21 protein-coding genes are annotated in these 25,127 nt (G+C 57.6%); 11 read left to right on the top strand and 10 right to left on the bottom strand.

All coding sequences use genetic code 11. The annotated features are described in order from the left end of the window. The coding region (locus ABYM29_RS02435; protein ID WP_372861663.1) for a YdiU family protein at positions 1-1,227 on the bottom strand (1,227 nt) is incomplete at its 3' end. A gap of 205 nt (positions 1,228-1,432) precedes the next feature. Here ABYM29_RS02435 and plsB point away from each other — a divergent pair. The 3 genes from plsB (at position 1,433) to ABYM29_RS02420 (ending at position 7,089) form a co-directional block, all read left to right on the top strand. Further along, complete coding sequence (gene plsB / locus ABYM29_RS02430; RefSeq protein ID WP_372861660.1) at positions 1,433-3,928, top strand: glycerol-3-phosphate 1-O-acyltransferase PlsB; 2,496 nt, start codon at positions 1,433-1,435, stop codon at positions 3,926-3,928. A 631-nt stretch (positions 3,929-4,559) separates the two neighbouring features. Beyond that, a complete protein-coding gene (locus ABYM29_RS02425; protein WP_372861657.1) occupies positions 4,560-5,369 on the top strand; it encodes a UDP-2,3-diacylglucosamine diphosphatase in 810 nt (269 codons plus the stop codon). 16 nt (positions 5,370-5,385) lie between these two features. Continuing rightward, positions 5,386-7,089, top strand: coding sequence for a GNAT family N-acyltransferase (locus ABYM29_RS02420; RefSeq protein WP_372861654.1), 1,704 nt, complete (start codon positions 5,386-5,388; stop codon positions 7,087-7,089). A gap of 50 nt (positions 7,090-7,139) precedes the next feature. Here ABYM29_RS02420 and ABYM29_RS02415 read toward each other — a convergent pair whose 3' ends face one another. From ABYM29_RS02415 to ABYM29_RS02395, 5 genes are all read right to left on the bottom strand, one after another. After that, positions 7,140-7,898: an alpha/beta fold hydrolase gene (locus ABYM29_RS02415; protein ID WP_372861652.1), complete on the bottom strand. Its 759-nt coding sequence runs from the start codon at positions 7,896-7,898 to the stop codon at positions 7,140-7,142. Next, positions 7,891-9,060 carry a DUF2817 domain-containing protein gene (locus ABYM29_RS02410; protein ID WP_372861649.1) on the bottom strand — a complete coding sequence of 390 codons (1,170 nt, stop codon included), beginning with the start codon at positions 9,058-9,060 and terminating at the stop codon, positions 7,891-7,893. Before ABYM29_RS02410 ends, ABYM29_RS02415 begins: the two co-directional genes overlap by 8 nt. Beyond that, positions 9,029-10,081, bottom strand: coding sequence for an MJ1255/VC2487 family glycosyltransferase (locus tag ABYM29_RS02405; protein ID WP_372861647.1), 1,053 nt, complete (start codon positions 10,079-10,081; stop codon positions 9,029-9,031). The genes ABYM29_RS02410 and ABYM29_RS02405 overlap by 32 nt, the downstream gene beginning before the upstream one ends. Before the next feature lie 22 nt (positions 10,082-10,103). Beyond that, the gene (locus tag ABYM29_RS02400) at positions 10,104-10,631 is read right to left on the bottom strand and encodes a phosphatase PAP2 family protein (RefSeq protein ID WP_372861644.1); all 528 of its coding nucleotides are present in this window, start codon (positions 10,629-10,631) and stop codon (positions 10,104-10,106) included. 78 nt (positions 10,632-10,709) lie between these two features. Continuing rightward, positions 10,710-11,324 carry a methyltransferase gene (locus tag ABYM29_RS02395; RefSeq protein ID WP_372861641.1) on the bottom strand — a complete coding sequence of 205 codons (615 nt, stop codon included), beginning with the start codon at positions 11,322-11,324 and terminating at the stop codon, positions 10,710-10,712. Positions 11,325-11,446: 122 nt separating this feature from the next. On the opposite strand from ABYM29_RS02395, the gene sthA reads away from it, so the two are divergent. The 4 genes from sthA (at position 11,447) to ABYM29_RS02375 (ending at position 15,198) form a co-directional block, all read left to right on the top strand. Next, the gene (sthA, locus tag ABYM29_RS02390; protein ID WP_372861639.1) at positions 11,447-12,838 is read left to right on the top strand and encodes a Si-specific NAD(P)(+) transhydrogenase; all 1,392 of its coding nucleotides are present in this window, start codon (positions 11,447-11,449) and stop codon (positions 12,836-12,838) included. Between the two features lie 158 nt (positions 12,839-12,996). Further along, the gene (locus tag ABYM29_RS02385; RefSeq protein ID WP_372861637.1) at positions 12,997-13,191 is read left to right on the top strand and encodes a PA3496 family putative envelope integrity protein; all 195 of its coding nucleotides are present in this window, start codon (positions 12,997-12,999) and stop codon (positions 13,189-13,191) included. 195 nt (positions 13,192-13,386) lie between these two features. Next, entirely contained in the window at positions 13,387-14,178 is a 792-nt protein-coding gene (locus ABYM29_RS02380; protein WP_372861634.1) for a DUF3014 domain-containing protein, read from the top strand. A gap of 93 nt (positions 14,179-14,271) precedes the next feature. After that, positions 14,272-15,198 (top strand): NAD-dependent epimerase/dehydratase family protein, encoded by a 927-nt coding sequence (locus tag ABYM29_RS02375; protein WP_372861631.1) that lies wholly within the window; start codon positions 14,272-14,274, stop codon positions 15,196-15,198. Here ABYM29_RS02375 and ABYM29_RS02370 read toward each other — a convergent pair. Further along, positions 15,195-16,043 carry a MaoC/PaaZ C-terminal domain-containing protein gene (locus ABYM29_RS02370; RefSeq protein WP_372861629.1) on the bottom strand — a complete coding sequence of 283 codons (849 nt, stop codon included), beginning with the start codon at positions 16,041-16,043 and terminating at the stop codon, positions 15,195-15,197. The two genes, ABYM29_RS02375 and ABYM29_RS02370, sit on opposite strands and share 4 nt — an antisense overlap. Before the next feature lie 172 nt (positions 16,044-16,215). On the opposite strand from ABYM29_RS02370, the gene ABYM29_RS02365 reads away from it, so the two are divergent. Further along, the gene (locus ABYM29_RS02365; protein ID WP_372861628.1) at positions 16,216-17,265 is read left to right on the top strand and encodes an AraC family transcriptional regulator; all 1,050 of its coding nucleotides are present in this window, start codon (positions 16,216-16,218) and stop codon (positions 17,263-17,265) included. A gap of 12 nt (positions 17,266-17,277) precedes the next feature. Here ABYM29_RS02365 and ABYM29_RS02360 read toward each other — a convergent pair whose 3' ends face one another. After that, positions 17,278-18,663, bottom strand: coding sequence for a 3-oxoacyl-ACP reductase (locus ABYM29_RS02360; RefSeq protein WP_372861625.1), 1,386 nt, complete (start codon positions 18,661-18,663; stop codon positions 17,278-17,280). Between the two features lie 171 nt (positions 18,664-18,834). On the opposite strand from ABYM29_RS02360, the gene ABYM29_RS02355 reads away from it, so the two are divergent. After that, complete coding sequence (locus ABYM29_RS02355) at positions 18,835-20,133, top strand: acetyl-CoA C-acetyltransferase (protein WP_372861623.1); 1,299 nt, start codon at positions 18,835-18,837, stop codon at positions 20,131-20,133. Positions 20,134-20,192: 59 nt separating this feature from the next. Here ABYM29_RS02355 and ABYM29_RS02350 read toward each other — a convergent pair whose 3' ends face one another. Together ABYM29_RS02350 and ABYM29_RS02345 are read right to left on the bottom strand one after the other, a co-directional pair. Further along, entirely contained in the window at positions 20,193-20,510 is a 318-nt protein-coding gene (locus tag ABYM29_RS02350; protein ID WP_372861621.1) for a hypothetical protein, read from the bottom strand. A gap of 222 nt (positions 20,511-20,732) precedes the next feature. After that, on the bottom strand, positions 20,733-21,890 hold the full coding sequence (locus ABYM29_RS02345) for a diguanylate cyclase domain-containing protein (protein WP_372861618.1): 1,158 nt from the start codon (positions 21,888-21,890) through the stop codon (positions 20,733-20,735). A gap of 249 nt (positions 21,891-22,139) precedes the next feature. On the opposite strand from ABYM29_RS02345, the gene ABYM29_RS02340 reads away from it, so the two are divergent. Together ABYM29_RS02340 and ABYM29_RS02335 are read left to right on the top strand one after the other, a co-directional pair. Beyond that, positions 22,140-24,308 (top strand): FAD-dependent oxidoreductase, encoded by a 2,169-nt coding sequence (locus ABYM29_RS02340; protein ID WP_372861616.1) that lies wholly within the window; start codon positions 22,140-22,142, stop codon positions 24,306-24,308. Further along, complete coding sequence (locus ABYM29_RS02335; RefSeq protein ID WP_372861613.1) at positions 24,309-25,124, top strand: DUF547 domain-containing protein; 816 nt, start codon at positions 24,309-24,311, stop codon at positions 25,122-25,124. Positions 25,125-25,127 lie beyond the last annotated feature (3 nt).

The following is a 25,127-nucleotide window of genomic DNA, read 5'->3' as shown; positions in this document are numbered from 1 at the left end:
GGCATCGGGGAATTCAAACAGGCTGTCTATGGCCTCGCCGCGCTGGTTGATGGGCAGCGCTTGATTAGCGAGGTCGTAGAGCTTGCGAAAGCTCAGGGTGAAATCGCAGTGCTGCTCTTGCAGCAGCTCGAGGAAGTCGCGGTAGAGCTGTTCATCGGCGTCGCTGCAGTCGTCCAGCCCTAGCTTGTCGGCCATGCGCCGCCGATAGGCGCTGATATAGTGCTCGGGGAACTGATTGAGCACGGTTTGCACGCGTTCGACAGCGGGTTTGAGGTCGGCTTCGCCGTCGCCTTGCAGTAGTGGCAGCATGGCCTGGGCCAGTTGCAGCAGGTTCCACTGGGCAATAGCCGGTTGGTTGCCGTAGGCATAGCGACCCTGTTGGTCGATGGAGCTGAACACCGTGCCGGGGTGATAGTCCTCCATAAAGGCGCAGGGGCCGTAGTCGATCGTCTCGCCGCAGAGCAGCATATTGTCGGTGTTCATGACGCCGTGGATAAAGCCCAGTGCCTGCCAGCGGGCAATGAGTTCGGCCTGGCCAGTGAGGACGGCGGCAAACAGTGCCTCATAGGGCGCTGCACTGTCGCGGCAGTGGGGGAAGTGCCGCTGCACGACGTGGTCGAGCAGCGTTTTCAGCGCCTCGTGGTCGCCCTGAGCGGCAAAATATTGCACGGTGCCGACGCGAATATGGCTGCTGGCAATGCGGCACAGAATGCCGCCGGGCAGACCGCCCTGTTCGCGAAATACCTGCTCTCCACTGGCCACCGCCGCCAGCGCGCGGGTGGTGGGCACGCGCATGCGGTGCATCGCCTCGCTGATCAAATACTCGCGAATCACCGGCCCCAACGGCGACTTGCCGTCGCCGCCGCGGGAGTAGGGCGTGCGCCCGGAACCCTTTAATTGTATATCGCGCCGCTGGCCGTGGCGGTCAACCACCTCGCCCAACAGCAGGGCGCGGCCGTCGCCGAGTTGCGGATTGTAATGGCCAAACTGGTGGCCGGCATAAACCGTGGCGATCGCTTGGCTGCCGGGGGCGATGGCATTGCCGGCCAGTACGGCGAGCCCCTCTTCTGACTGCAGCCAATCCAGATCAATGCCTAGCTGCTGCGCCAGAGCATCGTTGACCAGCAGCGCACTAGGGGCTGGCACGGGGGCTGGCGACTGGCGGTGGTAGAACTGCTCGGGCAGTGTTTGGTAGCTGTTGTCAAAGGGGATGGGCTGCGGGCGCATAGGATCTCTGTTTGGCGGCTGAATCACCTGGATATTGTACGCTTGTCGCCGCCGGGATGCGCGCCGGGGCTGGAGGGATACAGTTTTCTGTCGTCGATGCGCGACCTGAGCGCGTGGACACGGTAAAATTGCCAACTTTTATACACATAGCGACCGGACACGGCCTGGCCGATGGCTGGCAATACCTGCAGGAACGCATAGACCCATGCCCTGGTTTACCAAATTGTTTTTCCTCCTCTGCCGTTTTTTGTCGACGCCGGTATTGGCGCTAGTGCGGCCAAATATTGTGCAAGTGGATGAGGGCTTGCGTGAGGCTCTTGCCGGCCGGCCAGTGTGTTATGTGCTGCGCCAGCACAGCTGGACCGACCGCTTTTTATTGGAGCGCCTGCTCAAGGCCGAGGGCCTGCCGCCGCTGCGCGCCACACCGGGCAAGCTGCCCGATGACAGCCGGGCCGCTTGTCTTTATTTGCCGGTGCTCAGTGGCGAGCGCGGTGGCGAACGCGGCAAGGCGACGATGGCGGCGCTGATTGCGCGCCTGGGTGATGCCGAGGCGGCGACACTGGCGACGGAAATGCAGATCGTGCCGGTGTCGATGTTTTGGGGCCGCGACCCGGGTACGGAAACGTCGTTCTTGAAGCTGTTACTCGGTGACGGCGAGCGCGGTGGCGCACTGCGTAAATTGATGGTGATCATTGCCCAGCGCAAGAATGTGATCTTGCACTTTGCCATGCCGATTAATTTCCAAAAATTGGTGGAGCGCACGCGCGAGCCGGAAAAGGCGGCCGAGTTGTTGGCCCGCACGCTGAGTTTTTACTACAGCCGGCGGAAAACCGCGGCCCTGGGCCCCAGCCTGTTGTCGCGGCCGGAGATTATCAAATTGGTGCTGCGCCGCCCCGAAGTGCGTGAGGCAATGGCCGAGCAGCAGCGGGAGAAGTCGCTGAGCGAAGCGCAGGTGATGAAGCAGGCGCGCAAGATGGCCGATGAAGTCGCGGCGAATTTTGATTCGCGCATGCTGCGAGTGCTGGACCTGATTCTCAGCTGGGTGTTTCGCAAAATCTTCAGCGGTATTCGCCTCCACCATATTGATCGCCTGAGCCGCACGGCCAATGACCGGCAGCTGATATATATGCCCAGCCATCGCAGTCACCTGGACTATTTGCTGATTTCCTACAGTCTCTACACCCAGGGCTTGGTGCCGCCGCATATTGCTGCGGGGGTCAACCTCAATTTTTGGCCGGTGGGCGGGCTGCTGCGCCGCGGCGGCGCCTTTTATATCCGTCGCAGTTTTGCCGGTCAGCCGCTTTATACCGCGGTGTTTCGCAATTATCTCGACGTCATTTTGGGGCGCGGTTATCCGGTGGAGTTCTTCCCCGAGGGCGGGCGCTCGCGCACCGGCCGTTTGCTGCCGCCGAAAAAAGGCATGCTGCGGATGACGGTAGAGAGCTTTTTGGCGCAGCCGGCACGGAAGGTAGCGCTGGTGCCGGTATATGTTGGCTACGACAAGCTGGTGGAGGGCGGCACCTATATGAAGGAGCTGCGCGGCGCGGCCAAGCAGAGTGAATCGGCCAGCGGCCTGTTGAAGGCGACGCGAATATTTAAGTCGTCCTATGGCAGCCCCCATGTCGCCTTTGCCGAGCCGATCAGCTTGGACGACTGTTTGAGCAAGGTTGAGCCGGAGTGGCGCAGCAAGTTGCAGGCGGGAGACAAAAGCTTTGTGCCGGCGGTGGTGGACCATATCGCCCAAGAAAATATGGAGCGCATTAATGCCGCGGCGGTCATAAATCCGATCGGCTTGGTGTCGATGATCTTACTGTCTAGCCCGCAGCGGGCGATGGCTGAAGAGGAGCTGCTGGCGCAGATCGATTATTTTGTGGCCCTGCTCAAGCGCCTGCCCTATAGCGACGATGTCAGCTTGCCGCAGGGCAACGCTAGAGAAATTCTCGACGCCGCCGCGCGCACTGCCGGCCTGTCCCATATCAAGCACAGCTGGGGGCCGATTATCACCGCCACGGGCAAAGAGGCGGTGATGTTGACCTACTACCGCAATTCGGTGATGCATGTGCTGGCAACGCCGAGTTTGATTGCGCGCTTTTTCCGCCACAGTGAAACCGTTAACGAGGCCGAGCTGCGTGAGTCGTGCGTGCAATTGCTGCCCTTTCTTAAGCACGAGCTGTTTCTGCGGGTTGATGATGACAGCGGTGCGGCGCTGGTTGACGCCCATATCGACAATTTGCTTGAGCTGGGACTGCTGCAGCGGCGAGGCGATGACGTATTGGCGCGCCCCGAGGTCGGTACAGAAGCCTATGCGGTGTTGATCGGCTTGGGCCGTATTTTGCGCGAGACCTTTGAGCGCTACACCATGACCAGTTTACTGCTGGTGCATCAGCCCGGTGAGCAGCCGGCGCTGCGCAGCGAAGTGGAAAGTCACATCATTGAAATGGCCCAGCGCCTGGCCATCGTCAGCGGCCGCGAGGCACCGGAGTATTTTGATAAGAACCTGTTCCGGGTGTATCTCGATACGCTCATCGCCCAAGGCTTATTGCACGAAGACGAGCAGCAGGGAGAAGTGCGCATATACTGCGATCCGCGACTGACGGTGTTCAGCCAGCGCTGGGTGAGTTTGTTGGGCCCCGATGTGCAGCAGAGCATGCTGCAGCTAATTCGACGGCCGACGATGCCCAGTGCCAGTGAGGGTGAGTAGGGGCCAGCTCTGCAGTGGCAGCCGGGCGGCCGTTGATGCTCTCGGCGGCCCCCGTTCTGCCCAGTGGCGACGAGCTATGCGCGAGGATGTCGGCGGTTAACGGCTATGGGCATAGCTTTGTCTTATTGACGCCGCGGCGCCGCAGGCGCTGAGCGGCTGGCCGTTGTTTCAGGTTATATCGCTAAGCCGTTGAACACATTAGCGCGGGCAAGGCGCCGCTGGAAGGCCAAGGCTGGTGGTCCTTGGCGAGAGTGGCAACGCCGTCCAGTGCCCCCCAAAAAAAGACCCGCCCTGCGGGGCCTGGTATGTGCTTACCCAAAGCACTCGCTGAGCTTATGGGGCCGGCTCTTGAAACTGCTTGAAAGGCAGGCAGCCTTCCTTCGCAACTTCGCAACTTCGCAACTTCGCAACTTCGCAACTTCGCAACTTCGCAACTTCGCAACTTCGCAACTTCGCATTGCCTGACAGACTCATGTAGCGCCTGGGGTATCACTGGGTTGTGCAGAGCGTGCCTAGCTGCAGAGCAGCCCCCTTCCAGTTCAGCGCTGTCACAAATCTGCCGTCAAATTGCCCTCTTGCTGTCATACAGGCCCCATAGCATGGTCGCAAATGCTTGAGCGGGGGTCACCGTGTGACCGTGCAACGACGATATAAAACCATATGGCTGTCGGATATACATTTGGGCTTTAAAGATTGCCGGGCTGACTATCTGCTCGATCTGTTGAATAAGGTCGAGTGCGAAAACCTGTATTTATTGGGCGATATTGTCGATCTGTGGGCGATGAAACGCAGCCTGTACTGGCCTGACAGTCATTACGAGGTACTGCGCACCCTGTTCCATAAGGCGAACGCGGGCACGCGGGTAGTGTATATCCCGGGTAATCACGATGAGCCGTTTCGCGACTACGTTGGAAATGTTTTTGGCCCTATCGAAATCCGTCGGGAAGAGGTGTACACCTCGTTACAAGGCAAGCGCCTGCTGCTGTTTCACGGCGACTGTTTGGATGGGCATATGCAGCTTAGCAAGTGGGAAAACTTGCTGGGCGATGCGGCTTACGACCTGCTGTTGTTTCTGAATCGTTGGGCCAATTTTTTCCGCCGTCGCTTTGGCCACCAATACTGGTCGCTGGCCACCTATATCAAACAGCGTATTCCCAACGCCAGACAGGTGATCGATGTGTTTGAGCAGGCGGCGGTAAAAGAAGCGAAACTGCGGGGTTTTGACGGCGTGATTTGCGGCCATATTCACCAGCCCGCCCTTAAAGAAATCGATGGCCTGCTGTACTGCAATGACGGTGACTGGATAGAAAATTGCACCTTGCTGACGGAAAGTCATGAGGGCGAACTGGCGTTGTTGCAGTGGACGGAAAGCCAGCAGCAGTTGGGCCAAATAGCGGACTCTTCGGCAGTAGATGTACTGCCGTTGCGGCGCGCAGGTTAAACAGGAGGAATACGCGATGATTTCTGTCGACGCGGTGATTGATCAGCGCTTTCCGCGCATTGCCCGTAGCAACCCCCATATTAAACGCACTCTCACCGCGCTGCTGCGCTATTTGTTCCACGAGGCAGAATTTAAGCAATTTGAACGAGATTATCCCCACCTGCAGGGCATGGATTTTGTCGAGCAGGTGCTCGAGTACTTTGACTTCGGTTATGCCGTGAGTGCGCTGGACAAGGAGCGGATACCGGTGTCGGGGCGCGTCGTGATTATTTCCAATCACCCGATTGGCAGTCTCGATGGCCTGGCCTTGCTTAAGTTGGTGTCGGAAGTGCGCAGCGATGTAAAAGTGGTGGCGAATGACGTGTTGTACGCCCTTAAACCGCTGCGCTCGATGCTGCTGCCTGTGGACAATATGAGCGGTAAGCGCAATCGCCGGGAAAACCTCCAGGCGATTCATCGCCATATTGCCGGCGAAGGCGCGGTGATTATTTTTCCCGCTGGCGAGGTGTCGCGCCTTGGCCCTGCCGGGGTGCGCGATGGTCGCTGGCGCAATGGTTTCATCAAGTTTGCCGAACGCGCCAATGCGCCAATTTTGCCGGTGCATATCAACGCGCGCAATTCGCTGTTCTTTTACGCGCTATCACTGCTGGCCAAGCCACTGTCGACATTGTGGTTGATTCGCGAAATGTTCAAACAGCACAACCGCACAGTGCGGGTGAGTATAGGTCCGGCAGTGGAGGCCGCGACGTACACGGCGCTGCCGTTAACCGCAGCTGCCAAGGTGCGCACATTTAAGAAGCATCTCTATAAATTGGGAAAGCGCAAACGTCGGGGCGAACCGTGCTTTATGCCTCATGCGCAACCGGTGGCACACCCCGAAGATAGACAGGAACTGCGGCGGGCGATACGCAGTTGCCAACGGCTGGGCAGTAGTCGCGACGGCATGGAAATTTACCGCTATCAATACAGCGGTGACTGCAGTGTTATGCGCGAGATTGGTCGCCTGCGGGAAGTCAGTTTTCGCGCGGTGGGCGAAGGCAGCGGTCACCGTCGCGATGTCGACGTCTACGATGCGTTTTATGACCACATTGTATTGTGGGATGACGGCCAGTTGGAGCTGGTCGGGGCCTACCGGCTGAAGCAGTGCAGCACCCTGGAGGAGGGGCAGAGCCTCTACAGTGCCAGCTTGTTTGATTATCAACCCGATGCCGCTCGTGAGGTATTCGCAAACGGCGTGGAGCTTGGGCGTAGTTTTGTGCAGCCTGCGTATTGGGGGCGCAATGCCTTGGATTATCTGTGGCAGGGCGTTGGCCGTTATTTGGCTTGTTACCCCCAGCTGCGCTATTTGTTTGGCCCGGTCAGTCTTAGCGATCAACTGCCAAGGGCGGCAAAAGACCAGTTGCTGCAGTTTTATAGTTGTTACTTCGCCGATGATCGCGCTTGGGCCAAGGCCAAAAAACCCTATCTTAGCGACGCGCTCGAAAGCCCGTTCAGTGGTGTGGACTATCGTGAAGATTTCATTCGCTTGAAGGCGTCTTTGGCCGCTATGGGCTGCGCGGTGCCGACCTTGTACAAGCAGTATTCGGAGCTTTGTGAGCCGGGCGGTGTGAGCTTTGCCGACTTCAATGTCGACCCCGACTTTGCCGACTGTATCGATGGCTTGGTGTTGGTGGACATAGAGAAAATGAAACCGGCGAGGCGCAAACGCTACCTCGGATAAGCTGGCGCTGGTAGGGCGCTGATGGCCGCGGCGATGGCGCTGCGGCTTTTTTATGGGCAATAGCGAGGAAACTGTTGAATCAGCCAATCGCCGTCGTCGATTGGCAGGTCGTGGCCGGCGCTGTTGTGCAGGCGCAGTGCACACTGGTAGCGCTGTGCCAGTTTGACACTGCAGCGCCAGGACACCATGCGGTCTGCGCGACTGGCAACTAACAGTAACTGTTGATGTGGTGCCAGTGCGGCGGGCGCCCGGAAGCGCGCCGCCGCCCATAACTGCCGCAGGACATTGCGCCGCAGTGCTGGATGCCGACGCCGCAGTTCACAGTGCTGATTGAGCAATGCCAGCGTGACGGGCTGGGTGTTGCTCACCAACCGGAGGATGGCCTGCTCCTGGTCGGCAATGCTGCGGGCGCACAGGGCGCGCAGCAATTGTGGTAGGACCGCCAGCTGTAACCGCTGCCAGGGCAAACAGTCGGCACTGCTGCTGTTGATCAGTATGACGTGGTGGATGCGGGAGGGTTCGGCGCGCAGCCAGTCCAGGGCCACCATAGCACCCAGTGATAGCGCGACAATTCCCAGTGGCTGGTCGGCTGGCAGCTGCAGGCGTGCTTGCAGTGCGTTGCGAATGTCGGGGATGCTCAGGGGAGAGCGCTGTTGGTAGGCGCGACCAAAGCCTGGCAGGTCGAGACTGTGGCACTGCCAGCCGAGTTGCCGCTGGCAGTCATTGATAAAAGTTTCCCAGTGGCCACTTTCGCGGGCCAGTCCGCGTAAAAATAACCAGTGTTTGATCGGCGGCGGTGTATTAGTCATCCAGCTGTCGATACCACAATGTTTCGGCGATTTGCCGCATTTGTCTATCTTGCTCGCCGTGGGTTAACCACTGGTGATGGTTGCGGCAGGCCGCCAGCAGAAAGTCGATCAGCACCAGGTGGCCGCGGAGTACTCGGGCGTGACGGTGAGGCACTGTGGGATTAAACAGGCCGGCAAAGCTGAATAGCTGACGGGGGCGTTTTTTGACCCACAGCCAGCTGCCCATTTCCAAGGTGAGGGGTAGCAGGCGATGGCCGCGCGCTACTGCGCGCAGGTAGAAGTAGTCCCACATATCACCGTGACTTAAATAGTGCATCGCCTGGGGGCCGAACACATAGTTGTGGTGGGGGAAGTTGCGTTCCCACAACAGCTTGAGTGACATATAGCTGCCAATGTCGTCGATGGGTTGGCGGCGATAGGCGTGGGGAATCCAGATGTGGTCGCGAAGGCCAAAGCCGGAATGAAAGTCGAGCGCCAGCATCATGCGCTGGGGCATGCTGTAGCGCTCGATGATATTGCTCAGGGCCTTAAACTCGGTTTCCACCGTTTTGTGCCAGTCTCCGCGAAACCACGGTAGTTTGCGTGAAAGTCGCTGACCTCCGACCAGTGGTGGCACGCTCGCCTCGGCATTGATCGGTGCGTGGCGGTTGAGGTCTACGCCATTGGCGTTGCAGCGCGAATCTTGCAACATGCCGGCGGGGTTGACGATGGGCATGGCGACGATGGCGATATCCCGGTCAAATTGCTGTCGCCAGTGGCTGTCCCAGCGGCAGCGCTCAATTACCGATTCCAGCCAAGCCAGCAACACCTGGCTGCCGATACGCTCGACGCCGTGAACGCCTGCCGTGAGCAGCAGGCAGCTTTTGGCGCGCAGTGGGTCACCCAGTGTTAGCGACACCAATGGCAGCTCCATTTCTTCGACACCGATTAGGGCTTCGCAGCGACTGCGCAACAAGGCGGCGTTTTGCCGGCACAGTTGTTCTACGGTCAGTAGCTCGGGCAAGCGGCGTTGTAGCCGGCCGCGGCATTGATCCATCGCCCGGTGAAAGCACGGTGCTTCTTGCCCGGCAGCTTTATGGTCGATATTGGCGGTGCTTGGCGTGTTGGCCAGTGCCATCGGTGACATATCATCAACAGTCGGCTGCGGTTTTTTCCGGCTCACTGCAGCGCTGCCACAGTGAATTGACCAGGGCTTGGCTGTGTTGCCAGTTTTTGCTCAGTAGCCAGTCGCATAGGGCCGCGGCGACGTCGGGATAGTGTTGTGGCTCAACAGCGCGTCGCTGTTTGAGCCAGCGGGCGATATCGGTGCTGTTTAACTCGTCGATAATTTCTGCCAGGCCGAGTTGGCGCAGTGCTGCGGCGTTGCTAAGTTGTTCCGATTGTCCGGCGACAGGTTTGGCGAGCACTGGTAGACCCATATGCAGACATTCGCTGGTCAGTTCGAAGCCGGCGTTGCAAATCACGCCGCGGGCACTACAGAGGTCGTGTTTAAAGCCGTGTAAGCGGGTTTGGCGCAGCGACACATTGCCGTATTCGGCGTCGTTGAGCTGCGGTGAGTATTGGATGAAGTGTTGTCCGTCAAAGGTGTTTAATAATTCGGTAACTCGGCTTTGGTCCTCAAAGGGCAGATAGACCAGGGTGTGAGCAGCACTAGGCAGGCGCTGTTCCTCCGGACTGATAATCGGCGGCACAATCGCGCCGTTAAAGTGATGCCAGTGCAGGCCGAGGGCGATCTCTGCCGGGGCGAACAGTTTCATAACAAGGCGGTTGCGCAGGTCGGCGCCGGCTCGGGGGACGTCGGGGTGGCCAAAGGCGTACTGGTGGCCGATGCCGATAACCGTTTTCCCCTTTAAGCGGCCTGCCCAGGCGGTGATGGGCTCGAAGTCGGTGACTATCAGGTCGTAGCCGCTGACATCGAGACGTCGAACGTCGTTGATAAATTGCAGCGGTCGTGAGTTGCGCAGGGTGTGCAAGGTGCTGATGCGACCGTTGATTGCGGCGAAGCTCAGGCCGGGGCGGAGCTGGTAGCGGCCAAAGTCTTCCATGTCGAAGTACTGTGAGGCGGCGCGACCGCTAAACAGGTATTGCACATCGACGTCGCGAGCGCTGAGGTGCTTGGCCATCATTCGTGCGCGGGAAATATGGCCGTTGCCGGTGCCCTGCACGCCGTACAATATTTTCATGATTGGGTGCTACTCCAGACCGTCAGCTGCTTAGTAGATTGTAGGCGAGGTGGGCAATGGCAATGCCCAGTCCCGCGCCAGCGACAGTGTCGGTGGGAAAGTGCACGCCCAGTATCACTCGCGAGGCCGCCACCGCGACCGCCCACAAAAACAGCGGTGAGGCTATGGCGCCAAAGCACAGCACCGCCAGTGTCGCTAATAGAAAGGCCGCTGCGGTGTGTCCGGAGGGAAAGCTAAATTCATCGGAGGCAATAATTGCCGCATTGAATTGCGGAATTGCCGCCGGGGGGCGGCGCCGGCGACAGCTGTTTTTCAGTAGCCAGTATAGGGGCAGCCATATGCCAAAGCCGGTAGCAACACTGCTCAAAAATGTGCCGCTGCCGGTGACTCCCCAAGCGCTCAGCAGCAGCGGCAACAGTAGCTGGGTGTAGCCGTCACCGCTTTTGGATATGCCGAAGGCCAGCTTGCAGAGCTGGTGTTGGTGGCGGCTGTTAACGCAGGCCAGAAACATCCGCACATCGAACTGATTGATAGCTTGTATTACGCGCATAGTTTACTCCTCTCGAGTAAGACCCTACGCTTGCTTGTTTGCAGTTAAGTGACAGTGATATTGCAGCTTTGCGACATCCTAGCGGTTTTCAATATTCAGTATCCAGCCGCGGTGCTGGCGTTGGCTGCGGGCGGTGATGGGGCTTAGCTCACCGAAAAACTCGCTTACGCAGGCCTCGGCGACGGCTAAAAATGGTGGCCGGCCGGGGTCGGCGATCACTATGCGTTCGCAGCCGGCGTCCACTGCGCGCGCAATCAGTTGGTAGAGATCGGCTGCCATGTCGTCCCAAAAACAGATGTCGCTGCCAATTAAGGCCTGGCGGTTTGCCAGCTGTGGGTGGTCGATATCGGCAAAGGCCCAAGTCTGGCAATCTATACTTAGCTGGTTGACCTCGGCCTGGGCCAGTAAAAACGGGAAGACTGCGGGGTCGGCATCGCTGGCCTGTACCTGAGCGCCAAAATGCTTGGCGCAATAGAGGCTGGCTAAGCCCCAACCGCATCCCACATCGAGTACTGAGCTGCCCCGTGGTAGGGGGTGGCTGCGGAGATATTCCATCAGTAAAAAGGCGGCCCCCCAGTTTTTATTGCCGTGCAACTGGCTGGTGGATTCGCGCCGCAGTCGCCGCATGGTGGGATCGGCGGCGAGCAAGTAGTGGATACCATAGTGCTGGCGGCGGTGTGCAGAGCTGGGCATAGTGAGGTTCTCGAGTTTTTTCGGCGCCGGGGCAGACCAAGGTCGAATCCCGGTGGCAGTGGCGAGGCGCTAGTATACTGTTTGAGGGCGCGCGGCGCCGCAGGGTGAAAGGGAGTGCATGGGTGGCTGAATACGATTTTGATGTATTGGTGGTTGGCAGTGGACCGGCGGGTGAAAGTGCTGCGTTAAACGCGGTGAAGCATGGGCAGAGCGTCGCGGTTATTGAGGTTCTTGCCCAGGTGGGGGGCGCCTGTACTCACCAGGGGACCATTCCCTCCAAGGCCTTGCGGCATATGGTGCGCCAGGCGATACGTTTTAATCGTATGCCCATCTTTCGCGATATCGGCGACCCCCGGACTCTGACTTACCCGCGGTTGTTGAGCCATGCCAATGAGGTCATTGCCAGGCAGGTCGCGATGCGCAGTCGGTTCTACTACCGCAATAATATCCGGGTGATTCACGGTCGCGCGGCCTTTGTCGATGCACACACCTTGAGTGTCACCGCCGAGGACGGCAAGGCCGAGCACTATCGCGCAGAAAAAATTGTTATTGCCACAGGTTCGCGACCCTACCGCCCGGCCAATATTGATTTCTCTCACCCTCGGGTATACGACAGCGACAGCATATTGCGGATGAGCAATACGCCGCGAAAAATCATTGTCTACGGCGCAGGAGTGATCGGCTGCGAATACGCGTCCATTTTCTCGGGTATTGGCATTAAAGTTGAGTTGGTCAACACCCGTGACCGCCTGTTGGAGTTTCTCGATGATGAGATTTCTGATGCCCTGAGCTACCACTTGCGCCACCTCGGCGTGATGATTCGCCATCGCGAGATATACAGCGAGGTCGTGGCCGACGATCACCAAGTGCTGTTAAAGCTGGAAAGCGGTAAGCGCCTGCATGCCGATGCGCTGCTGTGGTGTAACGGTCGCAGTGGTAATACCGATGATCTCGGGCTGGCTAATATAGGCGTGCAGCCAGACCATCGCGGTCAGCTGCAGGTCGATGAGCACTACCAGACTGGCGTCGACAATATTTATGCTGCCGGTGATGTAATCGGCTGGCCGAGCTTGGCCAGTGCGGCTTACGATCAGGGGCGGGCGGCGTCGGCGTCGGCTCGCGGCAAAGAGCACTGCCGTTTCGTTGACGATGTGCCCACCGGCATTTACACCCTGCCGGAGATCAGTTCGGTGGGCCTCAATGAGCGTGAACTTACCGAACAGCGGGTGCCTTATGAGGTGGGGCGAGCGTTTTTCAAAGACACCGCGCGAGGGCAGATCAGCGGGGAGACGGTAGGCATGCTCAAATTGCTGTTTCACGTCGACAGCTTGGAAATTCTCGGTATCCATTGCTTTGGCGCCGAGGCGGCGGAAATCATCCATATTGGCCAGGCGATCATGAAACAAAAAAATGGCGGTAATAGCCTGCGCTACTTTCTGGGGACCACCTTTAACTACCCGACAATGGCCGAGGCCTACCGAACGGCGGCGCTGAATGGCCTGAATCGTCTCTAGTCTAGGACGCGCGGGGCTTGTAGGGCGTCGCCGGGTGGTTGAAATAGGTGTAATTTTCGATTGACAGAACGTCATTCTGGGCATAAATAGTGGCTTGAACAACCGTGCTAAATGCCGATGGTTGCTTCCGTATTTAAATGTGCTGGAGTGAGCAAGAAATGGCTAGAGAAGTGGCAGTGTCGGACAGCGTTGACGACCTGGAATTTGGTTTCTTAGATGACAGTGGCGCGGCCTACGATGACGATATCAGTGTCGGTGGCCGAGATAACAGTATTCGTCGGCGTATTGAGGAGCGCTTAGAGCGCAAGCGCTTGATGGAAGAGCTGGATATGCTCGACGATTTCGACCTGTAATCGTCCTCTATTACCTCCGAAATGCCCGCGGTGTCGCTGCGGGCGCCCCCAATTGTGTGTTTGTTTTTTTGCTGCTGTTGCCGCCGCCATGTCGCAAGGCTACCATGGGCGGCGTGACATGCTGTGCAGTGGTGCTGGCCTGGCCGGTGCTGCAAAGGGGCGCGTGGGTATCAATATTTATAACAGGACGAATTAATGAACTGGAAATCCTTGTCTGCGATTGTCGTTGTCGCCGCTGTCGGTGCCTTTGTGTGGTTTGTGGTCGAGCGCTCGGCGACTAGCGAATTTAACGATACAGCAGCGCTGTCTGGCGACAGTCTCGATGCGGCAGCCTCGCTGCCCGCGGTTGCGGGCAAGCCCTCGCTGGCGGTAGAGCGAGAGGCGGACTATGAGGAAGAGGCCGCTAAGGCGCCGCCTCCGCCACGAGAGATTGACGGCAGTGATCAGCAGGTTCGCGAGGCTGCAGCAGAGTTATCTCCGGCATTGGCCAAGTGGCTGCAACCCCAGCATCAGATTCGCAAGTGGGTGGCGCTGGTCGATCAAATGGCGCGCTTCCGCCTGCCCAGTAAGCACTTGCCACTGGCTTACGACAAGGAGCCTTTTCTCGTTATTAAAACTGCCAAGGGCATGGCTAACGACCCCGGTAACTTCCGTCGTTGGGAGCCCTTGGTGAATTCGATAACAGCGTTGAGCCCAAAGAAAGTGGCAATCTACTACAAAAAGTGGTCGCCGTTTTTGGAGGCCAGCTATAACGAATTGGGCAATCCGCAATCCTTTGACAATCAGCTGCGTACGACCATTGAGCATTTGCTGATCGTTGAGCCGATTTCCGCGACTGCGGAGTTGCGCCGTCCCAAGGTGTTTTATGAATACGCGGATCCCGTGTTGGAAAACGCGGATCCACTCAGTAAGTGGCTGTGGCGCTTAGGCCCCGACAATATGCAAAAATTGCAGCATTGGCTGCGCGACTTGCAAAGCTACCTGTAATTTCTCCCTCTTTGCCGCTGCCACCCAAACGGAGGGTGGCGGTATCATCCGCTCGGGCTACACTCGCCTCAACTAATAAATAGTGAGGCGAATATGGCATTAAATCCTGTAGATATTTCCGGTAGTCGGGTCTTGCTCGCAGGCCCCGGTGGCCAAGTCGCTGCGCCGATTGTCGAAGCGCTGGCGCCAATCTGCGAGTTGACCGCCGTCGCGCGGTTTTCGGACGAAGCGCAGCGCCAGCGCTTGCAAGCGCTAGGCGTGCACACCGTGCGCGGCGATCTTGCCGACCATCGCAGTCTGCGCGATTGCCCGGCCGATGTGGATTATGTATTGAATTTGGCGGTGGTGAAGAGCGGAGATTTTAATTACGACATGAGGGCCAATGCCGAGGGCATCGGCAATTTGATGGCGCATTGCCGAAGCGCCAAGGCCGTGCTGCATTTTTCTTCAACGGCCGTTTATGAGTATGCGGGCCATGAGCCGCGTAGCGAGGATGCGCCGCTGGGGGATAACCACCGCGCTATGTTTCCCACTTACAGTCTGTCGAAAATTGCCGCCGAGTCGGTGTGTCGATTTGCAGCGCGCCAGTACGATATTCCCACGACCATAGCGCGCTTGAGCGTGCCCTATGGCAATAACGGCGGTTGGCCATTTTTTCATTTGCTGATGATGAAAGAGGGGATGCCCATCGATGTTCACCCCGAGTCGCCAAATTACTACAATTTATTGCACAGCAGTGATTACATCGACAAGCTGCCCTATTTACTGGCGGCTGCAGATAGCGATGTCTGCACGTTAAATTTTGGCGGTTCTGAGGCGGTGAGTATTGAGCAGTGGTGTCGCTATCTGGGCGAGATGTGTGGCTTGGAGCCGAGTTTTCGCGACAACCCCCAGGCCTTCGGTAGTTTGCAGATTGATACTGAAAAAATGCACAGTGTGATCGGCGAAACGCAAAAGGATTGGCGCCAGGGACTGCGTGAGATGGTGCAGCAGCTGGCGCCGGAGCTTATTCGCGACTAGCCGGCGGGCTTGGACAGGCTGCCTAACAAGTGGGGCTTACCGCTGCGGGCATCGCGAAGTTCGAAGGCGATGTTGCCCTTGTCCTTGTCGTAGCACAGCAGCGTCTTGGCCGGCAGGAACACCGGGGTTTTAAACTCCACCTGGCAACGTATGTTGTCGTCGCCGTCGTTGTCCATCAGTTGGGCGATACAGGCAGCTTTGCTCCACATGCCGTGAACAACCATTTTTTTAAAGCCCAGCAGTTTGGCGCTGATATCGTGAAGATGGATGGGGTTAAAGTCGCCAGAGGCACGGGCGTAACGGCGTGCTGTGCCGGCGGTGATTGGCAGTTCTCGTTGCTGGGCAAATTGCCGAGGCTTGGCGCGAAGTTTTTTCGCCGGTTTGGCAATCCCCGTTTTGCGGCGCGATAAATAGCGGCTGCGGTCTTCCCAGACACATTCTTCGCCGACAAAGGCCAGGCATTCAAAGGCGAACTCGACGCCGCGATCAGTGAGCGTGTGCTCGCTGAGACGGCAGTTCATGCGCAGGGTTTCGCCAATGGCGATGCCGCGGTGTTGCACGATGTCATTACTCAGGTGTACACAGCCCATTGCCGCAAGGGGGAAGTCGGCCTGTACCATCTGCTGCATCTGCAGGCGAAAGGCCAGTGTGTGCAAATAGCTGGGCGGCAGTGTGTCGCGGTCCAGTGCGAAGCCGCAGGCGCGGGCGTAGCGCTTCACCTGGCGGGGGCTGCAGCGCAGTGGCGCGAGTTCGATACAGCGCTGGGGGAAATTCAGTGCTTTGCTGCTGCTTCGCGGCAATGCTGCGCGCGCGAGCAGGGGGATTAGCGCGGGCAGACGTTTCATTTTTAGTTCCTGAGCGGCGCTCATGCTACTCTTACTCCTTATCTTGTGCAGCTTCACAGTATAATCAATGCCAGACAGTAAATTATTTGCTGACGCGGCAGAGTGAAATCTGCGCTGCGGCCAATACCATGTGACTTGGTAATCCTGCGAACAGCCATAGATAGCGAGTGTAATGAGCGATTCCACGGAAAAACGGTTTTCAGAACTCAGTGACTCCAGCTTTTTGATTCAGCTGGCCTATCCGGCTATTCAGCAGTTAGGGCTGGATGTTGAGCGAATAGTGAGCGAATGCAAAATATCGCCCAACTTGCTGAAAGATCGCACAGCGCGTTTCCCCCATGCGGCGCAGTTGCAGTTTTGGCGGGTGCTGGAAGAGGTCAGTGGTGACGAGAACATAGGCCTACACCTGGCGAATCACGTGCCTGTGTATCGCGGCCAGGTGCTGGAATACCTGTTTCTCAGCAGCCCGAGCTTTGGCGATGGCCTGCGCCGAGCAGAAAACTATCAGCGGCTAGTGACCGATGCCATGCAGTTTAAGCTGCATGTGGACGGTGACGAGGCGAGGGTCGTGCTGGATTTTTATGGCGATAGCGAGGCGGAGCTGCGTCACCGCGATGAGTGTTTTGTGCGTTTTTTACAGCGCTATTTTGAAGCCCTAACCGACGGTGCGTTTCAAACTCGCGAAGTTAATTTGGGGCATGAATTACAGGGTGATCTTGCCGAGTACGAAAAGCACTTTGCCTGCCCTGTGCATTTTGGTGCCAGTGAACAGAGTTTGGTGTTTGCTGCCAGTATTCTGTCGACGCCATCGAGCCACGCTGAGCCGGATTTACTTAAGCTGCATGAAAAAGTTGCCAGTAAGCAGCTGGAGAGGCTGTCGCGGAAAGACGTGGTCGGCGATGTAAAGCAAGTGATTGCCGAGATGTTGGAGCTGGGGCAGCCGAGTTTGGAGAGCGTAGCCGAACGACTGGGAATGAACGAGCGAGTGCTGCGCTCGCGACTCACGGAAGCGGGTACCAGTTTTAACCAAGTACTGGCGGACTACCGCTGTGTGCTGGCTAAGCGCCTGTTGTCGCGCACCGAGGAGAGTATCGCCGATGTGGTTTATCTAACCGGTTTCTCTGAACCCAGCACCTTCTATAGAGCGTTTAAACGCTGGACAGGCTTGACGCCAATTGAATATCGCCAGCAGAAGCAACAGGCGGAGTCTGGCTCCGCCTGATTGCCGGCTGGTTTAGGCACCAAACCAAGACTGACCACAAACCCGCAGAGTGTTGCCGGTAACGCCTCGCGACAGGGGGTTGCCAAAGAAGGCGATTGCCTCGGCGACGTCGACCGGTTGGCCGCCTTGCGATAGCGAGTTAAGGCGACGACCAAACATCCGGGTAAACAGCGGGATTGCCGCCGTCATCGCGGTTTCAATAAAGCCTGGTGCCACGGCATTAACGCTAATGTTGTGGGCGAGCAAGTTTTCGTCATTTTTCATGAAGTCGACATAGCCGATAACACCGGCTTTGGACGCGGCGTAGTTGGTTTGGCCGCGTTGCCCGCCAATGCCATTCATTGATGAAACGCCAACGATGCTGCCGCCGTTGCGAATCAAGCCCTGGTCTAACAATTCGCGAGTAATGCGCTGTGCGGCGGCCAGGTTGATGTCCAGCGTCATCTGCCATTGCTGCTCAGTCATATTGGCGATGGTCTTGTCGCGGGTGACTCCCGCATTGTGTACGACTAAATCTATCCCGCCGGCTTTTTTGGCGGCAGCGGCGATTTTCGCCGGCGCATCACTGGCGGTAATATCGGCGATTAGCGGTTGGCCTTCTACACGGCTCATAACCTTGCTCAAGTCTTGCTCCATCTGAGCAACATCGACACCTATGACCGTGGCGCCATCGCGGGCCAGGGTTTCTGCAATGGCTTCACCGATGCCGCGTGAGGCGCCAGTTACCAGTGCGGTTTTGCCGGCCAGTGGCTTGTGCCAATCGACGTTGCCCGATTGCTGGACGGCGCTGACGGCAATAACCTGGCCGGTAATATAGGCTGATTTCGGTGACAGCAGGAAACGCAGGCTGCTACCAAAGTCATTTTCGGCGCCTTCGGCGACGGTGATCAGTTGCGCCGTGCTGCCGCGCGCGCCGACCTCTTTTGCCAGCGAGCGACTCAGGCCTTCCAGGGCGCGCTGGGTGGCGGCTTGTTCGGCGTCGCTGGCGGCGAGATGGGGGCGGCCGAGAATGACGATACGACCACCGGGGGCCAGTTTGCGGATGTTGGCATTGAAGAAGCGGTAGGCCTGAACTAACTCCAGCGCATTGCGCATACCACTGGCGTCAAAAACCAGTGCAGCGTAGGAAGCGTCGGCAAGTGTGTTGGCGGTAAGTGCCGAACATTGCAGGCGGGCGTTGCTGTCGCCGAGGACCTCGGCATCGCTCTCGGCCAGAATGGCAGAAATATTGGCTAACAGCGCGGCATTGTCGCCGGCGCCAAGCAGCAGGCGGCCGCTAAAGAAGCTGCGTTGCTTGCTGTTATAGCGCGTTAGTTCGCGGGGGGCATTGACGCCGAGTGCGCCCAATACTTTCTTACCGGCGGCGGAATTGATAAACGTTTCTATGCGATCGGTCATCGGAAATTCTCCTGGCTGAGGTCGTGCCACATTATATTGGCGGTAATTCTACGCGCTGAGTGACGGTGGTGAATTGACAGCGCCGCCCGGCCGAGCCTGTCGGTTCAGCCAATGTGGCGGCGCCGCGGCTTGCTACACTGCGCGACCTGACAAAAGACCCGAGGACCTGTCATGGCTCAATCCATTAAACGCGTCGCTATTATTGGCGGTAACCGCATTCCCTTCTGTCGCTCCAATACCGCCTACTTTGGCGCCAGCAATCAGGACATGCTCACTGCTGCCATAGAGGGTTTGGTGCAGCGTTACCAGCTAAAGGGAGAGCGTCTGGGCGAAGTTGCGGCGGGTGCGGTGATGAAGCACAGCCGTGATTTCAACCTGACAAGAGAGTCGGTGCTCAGTACCTCGCTGGATCCGGCAACGCCGTGTTTTGACGTGCAGCAGGCTTGCGGTACCGGCTTGCAGGCGCTCAACTTGGTCGCGAACAAGATTGCTTTGGGGCAAATTGACGCAGCCATCGCCGGTGGTGTCGATACGACCTCCGACGCGCCGATTGGTGTCAGTGAGGGTTTGCGCAAGATTTTGCTGCAGGTGAATAAGGCGCGTAGCTTGGGCGAGCGAGTGAAGCCTTTTCTGCAGTTGCGGCCAAAGGATATCGGGGTGCAGATTCCATTGAACTCTGAGCCGCGCACCGGCTTGTCTATGGGGGGACACACAGAAGTAACCGCCAAGGCCTGGCAAATCCCCCGAGACCAGCAAGATGAACTGGCCTACAACAGTCACAAAAATCTGGCTGCGGCCTATGAGCGCGGTTTCTTCGATGACCTGATTACGCCATTTAAAGGTGTGGGGCGTGACAATATTTTGCGCGCTGATACCACTGTTGAAAAGCTGGCGACTCTCAAGCCGGCCTTTGACAAGGTGAGTGGTGAAGGGACGCTGACCGCGGGTAACTCTTCAACACTGACTGATGGTGCCTCAGCGGTGCTGTTGGCAAGTGAAGAGTGGGCAAAGGAGCGCGGCCTGCCCATTCGCGCATACCTGAGTTTTGTGGAAACGGCGGCGGTAGATTTCTTCGGCAAAGAGGCTGGCAGCGAAAAAGAAGGTTTGCTGCTGGCGCCGGCTTACGCCGTGCCGCGGATGTTGGCGCGCGCCGGTTTGAGTCTGCAGGATTTTGATTACTACGAAATCCATGAGGCGTTCGCTGCGCAGGTGCTGGCAACGCTGAAGGCCTGGGAAGACGAGGATTTTTGTAAGCAGCGCCTGGGCCTGGACCGCGCGTTGGGCAGTATCGACCGCAGTAAACTGAACGTGAATGGCAGCTCCCTGGCGGCCGGTCACCCCTTTGCCGCGACGGGCGGACGGATTGTCGCGACGCTGGCAAAAATGCTGGAAGAAAAGGGCAGTGGTCGCGGATTGATATCGATTTGCGCAGCTGGTGGACAGGGTGTGACAGCCATTGTCGAGCGTTAATCGCGCCGTGCCAGATAAAAAAAAACGGGGCCTAGGCCCCGTTTTTTTATGCCTGTAGATTACTGCTGGCCTTTGCCATACGACTCACAGCTGCCCTGTTCATAGCCGATCACGCGTTGGTCTGCACAGGCGCTACAGGCATTGCCGTAGCTCTGGTGGGTATTGGCGGTGCAGTCTTGTGTCAGGCAGCGCATGCCGGTGTCTACATGACCGCAAACCGGGCGGTATTCACGTGTACAGCGTTGTGGGCGAGGCTGTTCACAGCTGATAAAGCCCTCGGTAATAGCGGCGGGCGTTTCGGTAGTCGCGCAGCCCGCTAAAATTGTGCAGAAAAGGGCTAGTGGCAATATCATGCCGCGGCGGGGCGAGTGGATCATGGCCGGATTTCCTGTGTCTGTGGTGAGCGTGGCGACGAATTTGACAGTACTGTCGAACAGACTATAGCGCCCCGTTATTTTTTCAAGAGGCAGGCGAGCTTACCGCGCGCGGGTGAAATTTTTGGGTCAGCGATTTCGCTGTCAGTATTTCAGCAGGCTGGCAATTTTTTGCAGTCCGGGAGATCAACTCTTGGCTTGCGGCTAAATATTGGCGGCATGGGATCAGTCAGGCACTGGTGAATCCAATGGCGCCGCGCGAACAGTTTGCTGGCCGAGGCGTTTAACGTGATACATGTTTTGGTCGGCAATCCGCAGCAGGGTTTCGTAGTCCTTGCCGTGATCTGGATAGATGGCGTAACCGGCACTGGCACTGGGTTGGTAGTCGATGCCATCAATATGCAGTGTTTGCGATAGCAGCTTCAGCAGCATGTCGATACGCTGCTCTATGATGTCAGTACTGCCCAGCGTCGGCAGTAAAATGGCGAATTCATCGCCGCCGAGGCGCGCGGCAACGTCGTCGTCACGGATGACGGTGCGCAGCCGCTTGGCAATCTGACTGAGTATTTCGTCGCCAAAGTGATGGCCGTGGCTGTCGTTGGCCTGTTTGAAGTGGTTGAGATCAAAATACAGTACGCAAAAGCGGCTGCCCTGGCGTTTTGCCTTGGCGATGGCGGCGTCGATGGCGTCGATGAAATGTCGGCGATTGGCCAGTCCCGTCAGGCTGTCGTGGTGGGCCTGGTGGAAGTACTTATCTTGCTCACGCAGCAGTTGGCTGCGCAATTTTCGCCCGTTTAAGTCGTAGTAAACGACGATAAAAATAATAAAGGAATGCGTAGTTAGCAGACTGCCGAACAGGGCGAGACCGAGGTTTTCGGCAATGATGATGTTGTTGAACATGTGGCCCTGGGACTCAGCGGCAAACATCAGCGAACCGATTAGGCCGATGGCTATGCTCCAGAACACGCCGGCTGAGGCGCCAATACTGAGTGTCGCCAGCGCCGGGATAATGACCGAGCAGATATTGATGGGGGAGCCGATGCCTCCGGTTTGCATGGAAACATGCAGCAGCCCGCCGGTCAGTGTGGCGATAAAAGCATGCAGGGCGAAGTGGCGCTTGGCACTGAAACGCAACATCAGCAGAGCACAGCAAATGCCGACGGCCATGCCTAGAGAAAACTCGGTGATTAATCGCTTGCCATTAGCGGTGATGGGCAACAGGTATTGGTTGACCAGCAGGAGGGCGCTTAGATATAAAAAAGTCCCCAGTAGTATGCTGGCTAGAAAACGATACACAAAGAGTCCGGTGCCACTGGCCTTGGCGCGAGGCGGAATCCACGGGTCGATCACGTGCAGTAGCAACTTCTGGAAGTCTTTGATCATGATAAGCAGCGTCTTGTTGATTATTATGAATGTCGGGGAGATCCATCTTCCCTGGCGACCGCTGTCTGATACCGCCTATTCCTTAAACGGTGACGGACAAATAATACTCAATTTGTATAATTTGTGCCATATATTGGCCGTATTGTCGGCAAGTTGACGGCTTCTGTAACAATATTCGAAAAGCTCGGTCTCTGTTTGGTAGTTGTATACCAGGGCCACCGTACTGCTCTCACATCATCGGGACCGATTATGACAAAGAAAAAATTCGTGCTGCTGCTGGTTGTTCTCGCGGCATTACTCCTCATCGCTAACAGCGGGCTGGGTGAATACCTGAGTTTGCAGGGCTTGAAGTCGGTGCAGGGCGACATCAATGCTTTTCAACAGTCGCAGCCCTGGGGATTTGCCGCGCTGTTCTTCGGCGCCTACGTGCTGGTGGCCGCGCTGTCTCTGCCGGGGGCGGCGGTAATGACCTTGGCCGCCGGTGCGTTTTTTGGCCTGATAAAGGGGCTGGTACTGGTGTCGTTTGCGTCGACGATCGGCGCGACCCTGGCTTTTTTGGTGGCCCGCTATATTGCGCGAGACGCCCTTGCCCGGCGCTTTCCGCAGCGCTTGGAAAGCATTGATGCCGGGGTGATAAAGGAGGGCGGTTTTTACCTGTTTACCTTGCGCTTAGTGCCCCTGTTTCCGTTTTTCTTGATCAACTTATTGATGGGACTGACAGCGATGTCGGTGCGGCGTTTCTATTGGGTCAGTCAGCTGGGGATGTTGCCGGGTACCGCGGTGTATGTGAATGCCGGGGTGCAGCTGGGTGCACTAGATAGCCTGTCGGGCATTGTTTCGCCTGGCCTGATTTTGTCGTTCACCTTGTTGGGTGTGTTCCCGTTATTGGCTAAGCGGTTAATTGCTGTGATTAAGGCGCGCAGGGTCTATCGGCCATGGACGCGGCCGGCGCGCTACGACCGCAACTTGATTGTGATTGGTGCCGGTGCTGCGGGACTGGTCAGTGCCTATATCGCCGCAGCGGTAAAAGCCAAGGTCACCTTGATTGAGGCGGGGGAAATGGGCGGTGATTGCTTGAATACCGGCTGCGTACCCAGTAAGGCGCTGATCAAGTCGGCCAAGGTGGCCGCCATGCAGCGCCGCGCAGAGCACTACGGGCTGGACAATTACCAGCCACAGGTTAATTTCAAGCGCTTGATGGCGAGAGTGCGCGAGGTGATCGCCGCTATTGCTCCTCACGATAGTGTCGAGCGCTATACCGAGCTGGGGGTGGAGGTCATTAAGGGCTACGGCCGACTGATTGACCCCTGGACGGTGGAAATTGCATTGCCTGGCGGTGGCAGCCAACGGCTTACCGCCAAGTCGGTGGTGATTGCTGCGGGTGCTGAGCCGACCGTGCCGCCCCTGCCGGGGATGCGGGAAGTCGGTTATGTCACCAGTGACACCCTGTGGTCGCAGCTTGAGCATTATGAGGCGCCACCGTCGCGGGTGGTGGTGCTGGGCGGCGGGCCGATCGGCTGCGAACTGAGCCAGTGCTTTGCGCGACTGGGGTCGGCGGTCAGTCAGGTTGAAATGTTGCCGAGGCTGTTGCTTAAAGAAGATGAGGAGGTGTCAGCGTTTGTCACCGAGCAATTTTCTCGAGAGGGAATCGCGGTGTATTGCGATACCCAGGCGCTGCGCTGCGAGCGCCGCGGTGAAGACAAGTGCTTGATTGTGCGTGATGGGGGCAGTGGTGAGGAGCGGGCAATCGTCTACGATTTGCTGATCTGTGCGGTGGGGCGCAGTGCCCGGCTCAAGGGCTATGGCTTGGAAGAGTTGGGTATTAGCAGTCAGCGCACGGTGGACACCAATGAGTATCTGCAGACCTTGATGCCCAATATCTACGCCGCAGGTGATATTGCGGGACCCTATCAGTTTACCCATGTCGCCGCACACCAGGCCTGGTATGCCAGCGTTAACGCCCTGTTCGGGCAATTCAAAAAGTTTCGAGTCGATTATTCGGTGATTCCCTGGGTGACCTATGTGGATCCGGAGGTGGCGAGGGTTGGGCTGAGCGAACAGGATGCTAAAGAGCAGGGCGTTGCCTATGAGGTGACGCGCTACGGTATTGACGACCTGGACCGTGCGATCTGCGAAGGCGAGGCAAAAGGTTTTATCAAGGTGTTGACGGTGCCCGGTAAAGACCGGATTTTGGGGGTGTGTATCGTCGGTGCTCAGGCCGGTGAGTTGCTGGCTGAGTTTGTGTTGGCCATGAAGCACGGCCTGGGCTTGGGCAAGATTCTGGGCACTGTGCACCCCTATCCGACCCTGGCTGAGGCCAATAAATACACGGCGGGCGAGTGGCGCAAGGCGCATCAACCGGAGCGTTTGCTGCGTTTGTTGTCGCGCTTCTTTGCTTGGCAGCGGGGGGGGAACTAGATGGCCGGCAAGCAATATTGGCTGAGGCGCATGCTGGTGATGTTGTGCGCAGCGCTACTCACGCCTATCGCCAATGCCGAATTTGAACATACGGCGTGGCAACAATTATTGGTCAAGCATGTGTATGTGCTGAGGGAGGGGCGTGCCAGTCAGGTGGATTACCGGGGCATGGCCTCCGACCGCCAGTCGCTTGCCGACTATCTATCCCAGCTTGCCAAAGTTACCGAGTCTGAATACCAGGCGTGGACGCCACCCCAGCAATTGGCATTTTTGATCAATGCTTATAATGCCTGGACTGTGGAATTGATACTGCGGCATTACCCCGATATCGATTCGATTCGAGATATCGGTGGTTGGTTCGGTTCGCCCTGGAAGCAGGAAATTGTTGCGCTGTTAGGGAAAAGGCGCAGTCTTGATGAGCTGGAGCACCAGATGATTCGCCCGCACTTTCGCGAACCGCGCATTCACTTTGCCGTGAACTGTGCGAGTGTCGGCTGCCCCGCGCTGTTGCCGGAAGCCTATCGGGGCGAGCAACTGGACAAGCAGTTGGAGACGGCAACAAAGGCATTTTTGGCGGATCGGCAGCGCAATGCGCTGCGGCAAGGTCGTCTGTCGGTGTCGCGAATTTTCGATTGGTATGCCGGTGACTTTGCCCAAGGTTGGCGAGGTCTGGGGTCGCTGAGGGAATTTCTCGCCCACTATGGTGAGGCGTTGGGCTTAACCCCTTTACAGCGTCAGGCATTGCGCGATGGCCAGTTGCGCATTGTCTACGGCGATTACGATTGGCGTTTGAATGATCGGCCCGGCGATGAGTGAGAG

Source organism: Spongiibacter sp. (assembly GCF_041602295.1).
Taxonomy (GTDB): Bacteria; Pseudomonadota; Gammaproteobacteria; order Pseudomonadales; family Spongiibacteraceae; genus Spongiibacter.
The sequence above is the reverse complement of the archived record's forward strand: the minus strand, read 5'-3'. Positions and strand labels throughout refer to the sequence as shown.

Coding starts and splice junctions, on each gene's coding strand:
- plsB (WP_372861660.1), top strand. CDS start 1,433: ATGCCCTGGTTTACCAAATTGTTTTTCCTCCTCTGCCGTTTTTTGTCG.
- ABYM29_RS02420 (WP_372861654.1), top strand. CDS start 5,386: ATGATTTCTGTCGACGCGGTGATTGATCAGCGCTTTCCGCGCATTGCC.
- ABYM29_RS02415 (WP_372861652.1), bottom strand. CDS start 7,898: ATGACTAATACACCGCCGCCGATCAAACACTGGTTATTTTTACGCGGA.
- ABYM29_RS02405 (WP_372861647.1), bottom strand. CDS start 10,081: ATGAAAATATTGTACGGCGTGCAGGGCACCGGCAACGGCCATATTTCC.
- ABYM29_RS02400 (WP_372861644.1), bottom strand. CDS start 10,631: ATGCGCGTAATACAAGCTATCAATCAGTTCGATGTGCGGATGTTTCTG.
- ABYM29_RS02395 (WP_372861641.1), bottom strand. CDS start 11,324: ATGCCCAGCTCTGCACACCGCCGCCAGCACTATGGTATCCACTACTTG.
- ABYM29_RS02385 (WP_372861637.1), top strand. CDS start 12,997: ATGGCTAGAGAAGTGGCAGTGTCGGACAGCGTTGACGACCTGGAATTT.
- ABYM29_RS02380 (WP_372861634.1), top strand. CDS start 13,387: ATGAACTGGAAATCCTTGTCTGCGATTGTCGTTGTCGCCGCTGTCGGT.
- ABYM29_RS02375 (WP_372861631.1), top strand. CDS start 14,272: ATGGCATTAAATCCTGTAGATATTTCCGGTAGTCGGGTCTTGCTCGCA.
- ABYM29_RS02370 (WP_372861629.1), bottom strand. CDS start 16,043: ATGAAACGTCTGCCCGCGCTAATCCCCCTGCTCGCGCGCGCAGCATTG.
- ABYM29_RS02365 (WP_372861628.1), top strand. CDS start 16,216: ATGAGCGATTCCACGGAAAAACGGTTTTCAGAACTCAGTGACTCCAGC.
- ABYM29_RS02360 (WP_372861625.1), bottom strand. CDS start 18,663: ATGACCGATCGCATAGAAACGTTTATCAATTCCGCCGCCGGTAAGAAA.
- ABYM29_RS02355 (WP_372861623.1), top strand. CDS start 18,835: ATGGCTCAATCCATTAAACGCGTCGCTATTATTGGCGGTAACCGCATT.
- ABYM29_RS02350 (WP_372861621.1), bottom strand. CDS start 20,510: ATGATCCACTCGCCCCGCCGCGGCATGATATTGCCACTAGCCCTTTTC.
- ABYM29_RS02345 (WP_372861618.1), bottom strand. CDS start 21,890: ATGATCAAAGACTTCCAGAAGTTGCTACTGCACGTGATCGACCCGTGG.
- ABYM29_RS02340 (WP_372861616.1), top strand. CDS start 22,140: ATGACAAAGAAAAAATTCGTGCTGCTGCTGGTTGTTCTCGCGGCATTA.
- ABYM29_RS02335 (WP_372861613.1), top strand. CDS start 24,309: ATGGCCGGCAAGCAATATTGGCTGAGGCGCATGCTGGTGATGTTGTGC.